This window comes from Bacillus sp. 491mf (assembly GCF_900112415.1).
Lineage (GTDB): Bacteria > Bacillota > Bacilli > Bacillales > Bacillaceae_G > Bacillus_A.
The window spans coordinates 1-11075 of sequence record NZ_FOLV01000068.1 but is presented as its reverse complement, the minus strand read 5'-3'; the positions used below and the strand labels follow the sequence as shown (position 1 = coordinate 11075).

At 33.7% G+C, this 11075-nt stretch carries 7 protein-coding genes and 1 pseudogene; 5 read left to right on the top strand and 3 right to left on the bottom strand.

All coding sequences use genetic code 11. The features are described 5' to 3' along the window. Positions 1–1290: 1290 nt before the first annotated feature. Positions 1291–2160, bottom strand: coding sequence for an alpha/beta fold hydrolase (locus tag BM211_RS24930; protein ID WP_091000099.1), 870 nt, complete (start codon positions 2158–2160; stop codon positions 1291–1293). 626 nt (positions 2161–2786) lie between these two features. Between BM211_RS24930 and BM211_RS24925 the strand changes: the two genes are divergently transcribed. The 3 genes and pseudogenes from BM211_RS24925 to BM211_RS24915 all read left to right on the top strand — a co-directional run. After that, positions 2787–3392, top strand: coding sequence for a recombinase family protein (locus BM211_RS24925; RefSeq protein WP_035435913.1), 606 nt, complete (start codon positions 2787–2789; stop codon positions 3390–3392). Positions 3393–3587: 195 nt separating this feature from the next. After that, positions 3588–4466 carry an Rpn family recombination-promoting nuclease/putative transposase gene (locus BM211_RS24920; protein ID WP_091000096.1) on the top strand — a complete coding sequence of 293 codons (879 nt, stop codon included), beginning with the start codon at positions 3588–3590 and terminating at the stop codon, positions 4464–4466. A 188-nt stretch (positions 4467–4654) separates the two neighbouring features. After that, positions 4655–4903, top strand: a pseudogene (locus tag BM211_RS24915) (helix-turn-helix domain-containing protein); the annotation flags it as partial. Between the two features lie 139 nt (positions 4904–5042). On the opposite strand, the gene BM211_RS24910 reads toward BM211_RS24915, so the two are convergent. Both BM211_RS24910 and tnpA read right to left on the bottom strand, forming a co-directional pair. Next, positions 5043–6155 carry an RNA-guided endonuclease TnpB family protein gene (locus BM211_RS24910; RefSeq protein WP_091000094.1) on the bottom strand — a complete coding sequence of 371 codons (1113 nt, stop codon included), beginning with the start codon at positions 6153–6155 and terminating at the stop codon, positions 5043–5045. Positions 6156–6166: 11 nt separating this feature from the next. After that, a complete protein-coding gene (tnpA, locus tag BM211_RS24905; RefSeq protein ID WP_091000092.1) occupies positions 6167–6565 on the bottom strand; it encodes an IS200/IS605 family transposase in 399 nt (132 codons plus the stop codon). Between the two features lie 1311 nt (positions 6566–7876). Between tnpA and BM211_RS24900 the strand changes: the two genes are divergently transcribed. Together BM211_RS24900 and BM211_RS24895 are read left to right on the top strand one after the other, a co-directional pair. Further along, positions 7877–8422, top strand: a complete 546-nt coding sequence (locus BM211_RS24900; RefSeq protein WP_091000090.1) for a DUF3967 domain-containing protein — start codon at positions 7877–7879, stop codon at positions 8420–8422. A 510-nt stretch (positions 8423–8932) separates the two neighbouring features. Then, a partial coding sequence (locus tag BM211_RS24895; protein ID WP_091000088.1) for a M4 family metallopeptidase occupies positions 8933–11075 on the top strand: 2143 nt, incomplete at its 3' end.

Below are 11075 nucleotides of genomic sequence, written 5' to 3'. Positions count from 1 at the left end.
GTGAATTAAGACTTACAATACCTCTTTTTTTCTTAAGATTCAATATACTCAAAATGACAGATCCGATGACCATTAACAAAAATTTTACCTTTTCACAGTTATTCATAAGAGTTCGGCTCATTTTTTCTTTTTTAGAGCCTTTATTTTTCTTAAGTTGATGGGTATGCGGCTATACCCCAATTTAGTTTGTGTCCGCCCTACGGCTCTCTAATCGCTAGCGCGAAAGTGAGAGTAAGACCCCGCTGTTCTCCTATTCAGCGCGAGAACCTGCATCCATGGCTCATTGGTCTGCCCTGTTTCGCTATGTAGATCAATGAGCTCAAGGCTGCTAGGTTCCTGCCCTTCACTTAACGGAGCCACGGCAACGGAAAAAAAGTTATGTATACACATAGATTTTTTATGTATGGGGGGTATTCTCGAAGATGTAAAATCGCATGCTTAATGGCTGCGGGCGTTGGGTGGGCTTTAAAACCCTAAACCTGAAAAGCTAAAAGTTCCGCAAGGAACAGGTAGTATTTTTTGTTTTTTACTGCTCCACTTCGTTACTGCAGTAAAAAACAATCCTTGCCAAACTTTTTTCGGCTCGATTCGCTTTTTTCGCCAAGCCGAAGGACAAAAAGCATGGAAACCCCTAAATTCAGTTAGTTAGTTTTTTATTATAGTACGGTATGTGAAATTTAAAGTTTATTCTTATAAAAAATACTAAACTACATGCAAATTTAACTAAAATCATTTATAATGCTCTATTTCCTTTTTTATAAGCACTTAGCTAAATTAAATATAATTGTATTAGCTTATCCCCTATCTCGTCCTACAAACGAATCTGAACACCCACTTTTTCCTAAACGCAAATTTCGAGTGATTATTTTATTTAATTTTAGATTTTGGCTCATCCATACACATAAAGCGACTAAGTCTTTTGCTTGGTACTTACTAGTTCGTTGCACAAAACCAACATCTCTAGCAAAATCTCGTAAGATATTTGGGGATAAGAGGCCTTGAATTTCTTGAGCAAATAGTTATAATTCATCAGATACAGAAATAGACATACAAATACGCCATCCTTTCCTATGATTCTACAGAAAGAATAGCGCATTTTTTCGTTTTGGAGGTAACTAATTCCTTTAGCTTGATAGCGACGGGGCACTATCCCTATATACACTGAGTTTATTAAGGATGGAGAAGGGTGAATACGCTTTGTCCTAATTGATATTATCACACGTAACATATCTTCATAATAATCTTCGATTACTTTCCAATCAATTGGTTTTGTAAATAACTCATCAATTTTTATAACGATGCCATAAAAGGAAGCATAGCGTTTAAAACTGACTCTTTGTTTTGCATATGTAAAGCATGACCTACATTGTTAATTTTAATGTGGGTTGCTTTAGGTAAGAGATGTAATGCTTGTTTAGCATCTTGGTCTCTTATTAACCCTCCAAATTTAGGATCGCTTTGAAGAAGTAAAACAGGACATTGAATTTTAGGAAGTAATCCCTCTATTTTATATTCAGCATAGGTTTCATCAAAGCGTTCAAGAACAGCTGTAAGTACCTCTGGGTCATTTTGATTTAAACTTGTTGCTATAAAATTAAATAAAGGATTATCTTCTCCCAATACTTTAGAAGCAAGAACCATGTTTTTTTGACTTGGAATTGAGATTAAAAACTTTTGTTTTAATTCCGAAAGGATATATTCGACTGAGTTAGTTTTTGCCAGGTCTCTTTGTAAAATCATCATTTCTCTATTGCCTTCTGTAGTACCTTCTTTTAGAACTTCTAATGAAATTGGGGAATCTCCAATAATTAATGCTTTAACAAGGTCTGGATAATGCGCTGAAACCAAAATGCTGATCATTCCTCCAAGAGAATGACCAAATACAATTGCAGGCTCCTCAATACAGTATTTGATAAAACAGGATATATCCGGAATATAATCTTCTATTACGTAATTTGAATTAATGTTATCTGATTTACCATGACCGCGTAAGTCAACTGCGTATATATGCCAATGTTGCTCAAGTTCAGGAAGTATAGATTGAAATGACTGCCATCTTGAAGTAGCTGCATGAAGAAATAGTAGAGGTGGTTTAGATGAATTACCACCTTCTGCATAATTTAGATTAAAAAATCCTGTATTAAAAACTTTTTCAATCATTTAGAACTCTCCTTTATTTTTATCTATCATTTTGGTGAAATTTTACAATAAATCATAACCTTTGAGAAGAATTTTTTATTAAGAAAGAAAATTTTCATTTTGGGGGTACTTCAAAATATTAGCTTGATAGCGATGGGGTACAGCCGCATGCCCATCAACTTAAGATTTTTAAGTACCCCATGTCCATCAACTTAAGAATTTTATAACCCACACCGCCATTAAGCCAATAACAACAAATAACCCATAACAAAAATTTTGTTAAGTTAATGAATGTTTAACAAGACCTCATAAATAAAAAAGATAAGACCAGGAACTCGGTCTTATCTATGGCATAAGGAGAAACAAAAACAAATAGGGTGATAACCATCACCTTTTCATGATATTACATTAAATTTTAATTTTGAATATTATAACTAAAAATATTAGCCATATCTATATTGAGAAATTTATTACTAATTCGTTTTAAGTTCCAAAAGGTACACCTTTTGAAGTATCTAGATATCTATGAAAAACATTGCTTCAAAACATCAAAAACTACACATTTGAAGTGCTTCTAAAAAATAAATACCTTTTGAAGTAAATTTGTTATAATAAACTTATAGAAAGGATAAAGGAGTTACTAAAGTATGAATGTCAGAAAATTTGCTTACATTCGTGTAAGTAGTAAAGATCAAAATGAAAATCGGCAACTTGAAATTATGAGGCAATATATAAAAGACGAACGGGATATTTTTATCGATAAACAAAGTGGAAGAGATTTTAATCGAGAGCAATATCAACTTTTAAAACGAATGTTAAGAAAAGGGGATATTTTATACGTTCACTCACTTGATCGTTTCGGAAGAAACAAGGAAGCCATCCTTCAGGAATGGAAAGATATCACCAAAAATATTCAAGCACATATTATTGTCCTGGATATGCCATTACTTGATACGACACAATACAAGGATAGTTTAGGGAATTTAATTACAGATCTTGTATTACAAATTCTTTCTTGGCTTGCTGAAGAGGAACGAACAAAAATTAAGACTCGTCAACGAGAAGGAATTGAAATCGCTAAGAAACAAGGGAAACATTTAGGAAGACCTAGAACTGAAATTACTGAAGAATTTATTGCAGCTTACACAGAGTGGAAAAAAGGTGAAATTTCAGCATTAGAAGCAATGAGAAGATGTAATATGACTAGCCCGACATTCTATAGGGTAGTCAAAAGATATGAAAATAGAAAATAATCTTATCTACAAAAAAATTTTATTTTTTCCTTGGTTACAAGAGTGCTGGTATTGGTCCTTATGAGAGAATTGGGTAAATTTCTTGTTTTCTAAAAAGGCATTTCACCGTAATACATAAAGGCCTTAGCTAATTGCACATTACTTTTGGTTTCTTGTACAATATAAGAAAGAGAAATAGACAGGGAGAGGAAACCCATGTCCACAAAATTAGTAAATTTACGAATCGATTTTGCTTTTAAACAGTTATTCGGAACAAAAGGAAACGAAGAAATTTTAACTGGTTTCTTGAATGCTGTGTTAGAGGAATCTTTAGATGCACCTATTACATCTTTACAATTGGAAGATCCACATCTTCATAAATCTTATGAAGATGATAAGTTATCCATATTAGACTTATTAGCAACACTCGACAACGGAACACAAGTGAATATAGAAATTCAGCTTCGGAATACACATGATATGGTGAAACGCTCTCTATATTATTGGAGTAAGCTCTACACATCCCAAATGCAAGAGGGGATGCCGTATCGTTCACTTCGGAAAACAATTACCATTAACTTATTAGATTTCATATTATTTTCTCATGACGACTCATTTCACACCATCGGCCAATTATGGAATGCCAAAACACAACAGATACTAAGTGATGATATTGAAATTCATTTTGTAGAGATTCCAAAATTAGTGAAACAATGGCGTGAAGAAAAAGTAAATCCATGGGAAAATTCATTTGTCCGTTGGATGTTATTGTTGCCAGCCCACGAAGATGAACATTTAACTCAAACATTGGAGGAGATTGCGATGAATCAAGATCCAATTTTACAAAAGGCAATAACTAAATGGGAAAATATGAGCCATGATTCTTCCTTCCGAACAGCTTATGAAGCTCGTGAGAAAATACTTCTAGATGAACAAGCTAAAATAGCTCATGCACGAGAAGAGGGATTAGAAGAAGGTATTGAACAAGGAAAAATCCAATTAATTCGTGGTATGCATAAAAATGGCATGCCATTAGAAGATATTGCAAAATTCACTGGTCTCAGTACAGAAGAAATACGAAAATTACTATTATAATTATATATCATGGCAAAAGCTTTGCGAAAACTCCCGCAAAGCTTTTTATCGTTTTCCGAGAGAAGACTCCTTCCTCAAAAATATGAAGGTGTGAAACACCAATTTCAGGTGGGAGATGAATGTCGGTAGGCGGAAGCCTACGCTTTTTTGTATACTGTAGTATCCTATGAAAAAGTGAGGTGTAACCTATGTTAGTAAATAAAGCATTTAAGTTTCGTATCTATCCAAATAAGAAACAAGAAATATTAATTGCTAAAACGATTGGTTGCAGCCGCTTTGTATTTAACCATTTTCTTGCTCTCTGGAATGATACCTATAAAGAAACAGGAAAAGGATTAACCTATCCTTCTTGCTCTGCCGAGCTAACGCAATTAAAAAAGAAACAGGATACGATTTGGCTAAAAGAAGTAGATAGTATTGCTCTTCAATCCACAGTGAACTACCCGCCACTTAGTAGCTCTTACGAGCTTACTTGAAGTGGGGGCTTCTCGGTTAGTCGTTACTTTTGATAGCTAACGAATTAGTCCTAAGACAGCCGAGCTAATTCCCTTGTTCCAAAGGTTATTTTACTGTCATTTATGCCAACGCTAATAAGCGTATTGCTTCATTTTTGATATTGATAGCTGAGTTATAATCTCTATCGAGATTTACACCACATACACAAGAATATACTCGTTCAGACAATGGCATATCTTTCATATTTCCACAACCGCTACATGTTTTTGTGGAAGGAAACCATTTGTCTATTTTCACAAGTTGTTTGCCTTGTTCTTGTAGTTTATAAGCTAAAAAAGAAGTAAACATACCCCAACCATTGTCAGCGACACTTTTTCCGAAATTAAGTGCTTTCGACATTCCTTTCATGTTTAGGTCTTCAATAGCTACAACATCATAATTAGTAGCTAACTCTTTAGACTTATGATGAAGGAAGTTCTTACGTTGGTTCGATACCTTTTCATGTAATTTTGCTACATGAACGCGTTGTTTGTTCCAACGCTCAGAACCTTTAGTACGTCTTGATAATACTCGTTGTGCCTTTGCTAATTGGTCTAACATTTTACGATAGAACTTAGGATAATTGGCTTTCTCATCCTCAGAACTAACGTATAATCCATCCATCGCAAAGTCTAATCCAACAACTGTTTCTACTTCTTTTTGTACAATCTCTTTTTCATATTCAGTTAAGATGGACACATAGTACTTACCAGTAGGTGTCATAGAAATCGTACATGACTTGATAATATGGTCTTGTGGTATTTCTCTATGTTGTTTGATACGTACCATTTTCAGTTTTGGTAATTTGATATGACCATTTAGCAATATAATATTTCCATTTACTACATTCGTTGTATAAGACTTTCTGTCTTTTTTGCTTTTGAATGTTGGGAAGTCATTTTGACCACTAAAGAAATTCTTATAGGCATTTTGCAAGTTTAGTTGAGCATTTGCCAAAGCTAATGAATCAACTTCTTTCAACCATTCAAATTCTGTTTTGTATTTTGCTGGGGTTGGAAGCTTTTGTTTTTTTAGTTGTTCCTTATCATCTTTGTATTTCTCATAAACTTCTTTACGTTCAGCCAACATTCTGTTATACACGAAGCGTACACAACCGAAGGTTTTACGCATAAGATATGCTTGTTCTTCTGTTGGATATAAACGAAATTTATATGCTTTATTATGCTTTGTCATATCATTTCACCTCACTTTTCACCTTGATTTTCAATATACTTCTTTACTACGTCTATCGGTGAACCACCAGTAGTTAGTAAGCAAAAACTTCTTGACCAAAATATTTCTTTCCAAAGTTTCTTTTTTACTTGCGGAAAATCTCTTTTAATTAGTCGAGAACTTGCACTTTTATAAGCATTAATGAATTTTTTCATTTCTGTATTAGGATGTGCCTTGAACAAGATATGTACATGGTCAACATCATGATTCCATTCTACCAATGTTATATTGTAGTTCTTAGATAATCGTACAAACATGTCTTTGGCATAGTCTGACATATCATCATCAAATACATTTCTTCTGTATTTTACGACCAATACAAGATGATAGTACAACAGAAATACTGAATGATTATTATTGTCCAATTTCATTTATATACCAACCTTCATATTTCATAAGACTGATTATATTATAGAAAAAATAAAAAGCACAGTTAAGTGCTTTTTGGCTATGCCAAACCGAAATTCATCTCCCACCTACCGTTGGGCTATCGCCCTGCACACGCTTGAGGAAGGAGAATTCTTTCGGAAAACGTTAAATTCTTTCGCCCCCAAATGGTACAAGAAAAGCAATGTTTAAATGGTTTGGAGAGCCAAAATCTAAAGTTGAATAAAATAATTACTCAAATTTTGCGTTTAAGGAAAAAACGGGTGTTCAGATTCTCTCATATGACGAGATACAGGTTAGGTTAATGCAATTATATTCAATGTATCTAAGTACTTATAAAGAAGAAAATAGAGCGTTATAAGTGATTTCGGTTAAATTTGTAGGTATTTTAGTTTATTTTTCATAAGGATAAATGTAAAATTTTACATATAGTATTTATAATAAAAAACAAATTAACCAAATTTAGGGGTTTACTTGCTTTTTGTTTGGAGTGCTGGCTCGTCGTGTGGGGACGAAACCCCACGTACTAAACGTATCAAAATTTTGAGTAAGAACTATTTTCGAACGAATGATCTAAGCGGTTCGGCTCGTATAATTGCTAGTCCAAGTCGAGAAAAAATACTACCTGTTCCTTGCGGAACTTTTAGCTTTTTCAGGTTTAGGATTTTAAAGCCCGCCCACCGCCATTAAGGGATAGCGTCCCGAAAATGCGGACTTACAACGTTAAGTTGTTTATAGTATTAAAAATGAATAACTTAACAACGATAAGGATTTTGAGAAAAGTCATTTGAGACACTCGCAAACCTTATTTGAAGCAAAATCAGTTAAGTATCAATAGAGTAAACCCTATTGATACAGGGATTTCTACCTTGACGTTGTAAATCCACAAAATCCTGATGCTACCCCATATAGTATCTGTTTCTAAAGCATTTCTATTATGAGAACAGAAACGATGTGCGTTTTCAAAGTCTTTTTTCAATACCAGATTCTCCCTTTTTTATGTTTTTACTTTTATATTTTATAATAAATATTGGATTCGTAGAGAGTTTACATAATGTCCTATTATAAGAAGTTAGATATTCCCATAATCCCCATGATACAAATATTCTGTGCATGACTTAAGATCTATCCTTCTATTTTACTTTCCAGCAATTCTTTTATATATTGCGTTTAAATGTTCAGGTGTTAAACTATTTGTATATTATCTAAACATCCGAACACCTGAACAGAAAAACAAGGAAACCCTTATTTTCTATTCGGATGTTTAGATGTTTAGAAGGATGGTGATCTGAACAGTGCAACAAAAAGACTGGTTATCAGCTGAAGAAGTAGCCAAGGAAATAAAAGTATCAGCTATGACTATAAAACGAAACTGTCGAACTTACGGTAGTTTTTTAAAATTCCAACAAGGTGAAAAGAACAAGTATTTAATTCATCAAGAATGTATACCTGTTTTTCAATTTATAGCTAAAATGAGAAATAAAAGAAACCTCCAAAAAACACAAATTATTGAGCTCCTCAGTAAAGAAGGATTACCTGAATATATAGACATTGAACCTATCCAAATAACTAAACAACAACCTGGACAAATTCAAGTAGGACGAGGAGTTGTAGCTATTCAGGAATTGGATAGAATTGTTGCTGAAAGAGTATCTGAACAGCTTAAAAAACATGAAGAAAATTTAAAGGAATGGTTAACTGAACAGAAAAAACAACAACAAGATTTTCAAAAAATTAATGAACGTGATCAAAACCTAATGGCTATGATCCGTGAAAACCAGGAGATTAAAAAATTGATTGCAGCCACCCAACAAAAAAAGTGGTGGCAATTTTGGAAATAGAAAAAGCCTTGCTTATATGCAGGGCTTTTTTATACAGAATTCTATACAGATTTTTGTACTAATAGGGTAATTTTGCCCAAATCTCCGAAAAGAGGGAATAAGATTGATTCATTATAAATTTATATGTTATTTCAAAAAGTACACTTTATGACATAGCTGAAAATCTAGACTACTTCATTTCAAAAATACAACTTAATAATATTTGAAACATGTCAATGCAATTGTATATATTTTGAAATGCATATTTTAAAAAGTACCCCAAAATCTTTATTGATAAGGATTTTTCACAATACGTTTTTCTTATTCCCCCTTTTCGAGGGGATAGGTAAAAACACCCTAAAAAAAAATCCATATAAACAGAAATTTTTTCTAGAATAACTGATTATCGACATTAAATTATGCAATGTTACATAATTTTTTTTTTATTTTCCCTTTCTTTTTGACAGCAATAGACAGTATACTACTTTCTAAAGCGCTAAATATTTTTAGAAGTTATACGAGGTAAATATCATGAAAAACAAAAAAAGAAGAGCTACAGCTGCATTAATAACAGGATTAGCTTTAACAGCTGTAACACCATATGGAGTAGGTCATGCAGAGGAAACGAATCAACTACAAGTTCAAATTCAGGAGGATTCGTTCCGTACAGGTGAACTTACACAACCATCACAAAAGGAACCAGAGAATGTAGTAAAAGATGCGCTTAAGGAAAAGACAGAGCAAGCTTTGTCTCCAAAACAAGTGAATGGAGAAAAGGGAGTAGATTATAAGGTTATTCAAAAACGCTGTTCTTATGATGGAACTACACTTGTGCGTATGCAACAAACATACGAAGGAAAAGAAGTATATGGGCATCAGTTGACTGCACACGTAGATAAAAAGGGTGTTGTTAAAAGTGTTTCAGGGGATAGCGCGCAAAATTTAAAACAAAAAGATTTAAAGAAGCCTATTAATCTATCACAAGAAGAAGCGAAACAATATATTTATACGAAGTACGGGAATGATATCAAGTTTATTTCTGAGCCAGAAGTAAAAGAAGTCATTTTTGTTGATGAAAATAATGGACAAGCCAGCAATGCATACCAGGTTACATTTGCTGCGGCAACACCAAAATATGTATCTGGGACTTATTTAGTGAATGCTAATAATGGTGAAATGTTAAAAAATATGGTACAAGAATCAAATTTAAAAGCAAGTAAAAAGCCTGTTGATACCTTAAAAAAAAGTAGAAAAAGTAATCTTGCATCATTAAACAGCAATCTTACATCATCAACTGGAACAGGAAAAGATGATTTAGGTATATCTCGTACATTTGGTATTTCTAAACAAAGTAATGGAGAATATGTACTTGCTGATTACACTAGAGGGCAAGGAATTGAAACGTATGATGTGAATTACAGAGATTATAATACAGAGGCAAGCTATTACCCTGGTACACTAGCAACTAGCGCTTCAACAACATTTAATGATCCAAAAGCGGTAAGTGCTCATTTCTTAGCAACAAAGGTATATGATTTTTATAAAGATAAATACAAGCGTAATAGTTTTGATAATAAGGGACAAAAAGTAGTTTCAGTTGTACATGCCTGGAATTCTAGTGATACAAATGATCCGAAGGATTGGCAGAATGCATTTAGTTCTAATAGTAGTAGGGGTAGCATGCTTGTATATGGAGATCCTATTGTAAAGGCATTTGACGCAGCGGGACATGAATTTACACATTCGGTTACATCTAGCGAATCCAATCTTGAATATTCTGGAGAAGCTGGTGCGATTAACGAGGCGTTGTCGGATATTATGGGAACAGCTATTGAGAAATATATAAACAATGGGAAATTTAACTGGACAATTGCAGAACAAACTGGATCAGTTTTCCGTGATATGGCAAATCCACCTTCAGTTCTTTCTTCATCTGGAATACCTTATCCAGATGATTATAGTAAATTTAACGATTTTAATGGACGAGATAATGGAGGTGTTCATTTTAACTCAAGTATTATTAATAAAGCTGCGTATTTAATTGCAAAAGGTGGCACTCATAACGGTGTAACTGTAGAAGGTATTGGCGAGGATAAAATGTTTGATATTTTCTATTATGCAAACACTGATGAATTAAATATGACTTCTAATTTCTCTGAATTGAGATCAGCGTGCTTTCGAGTTGCAACAAATAAATATGGCGCGAACTCAGCTGAAGCTCAAGCAGTCGAAAAAGCTTTTGATGCAGTAAAAATTAAGGGAACAGTGAAAGAAACTGCTGAAAACCAAGCGCCGGAGTTAACTGTACCTTCTACAACTACACTACATGTAGGTGATACGTTCGACCCGATGAGAGGTGTAAAAGCTGCTGATAAAGAAGATGGTGATTTAACAAATAGAGTAAAACATAAAGGCAATGTAGATACTTCTAAACCAGGTAAATACATTGTGGAGTACTCGGTTGTCGATTCCCAAGGGGTTAATGCAACAGCTACACAGACTGTAATTGTAGAGGAAAATGGAGAAACTCCAGATATGGAACCTAAATTAACAGTACCTGCTGAAACTACAATTAATGTAGGAGATTCATTCGACCCAATGGCAGGAATATCAGCTACTGATAAAGAAGACGGCGACCTTACTTCTAAAGTAACAGTTGATGGTAAAGTAGATA

What these genes read in the sequence shown, in the direction of transcription:
- BM211_RS24930 (WP_091000099.1), bottom strand. Translation starts at nt 2,160, where the DNA reads ATGATTGAAAAAGTTTTTAATACAGGATTTTTTAATCTAAATTATGCA.
- BM211_RS24925 (WP_035435913.1), top strand. Translation starts at nt 2,787, where the DNA reads ATGAATGTCAGAAAATTTGCTTACATTCGTGTAAGTAGTAAAGATCAA.
- BM211_RS24920 (WP_091000096.1), top strand. Translation starts at nt 3,588, where the DNA reads ATGTCCACAAAATTAGTAAATTTACGAATCGATTTTGCTTTTAAACAG.
- BM211_RS24910 (WP_091000094.1), bottom strand. Translation starts at nt 6,155, where the DNA reads ATGACAAAGCATAATAAAGCATATAAATTTCGTTTATATCCAACAGAA.
- tnpA (WP_091000092.1), bottom strand. Translation starts at nt 6,565, where the DNA reads ATGAAATTGGACAATAATAATCATTCAGTATTTCTGTTGTACTATCAT.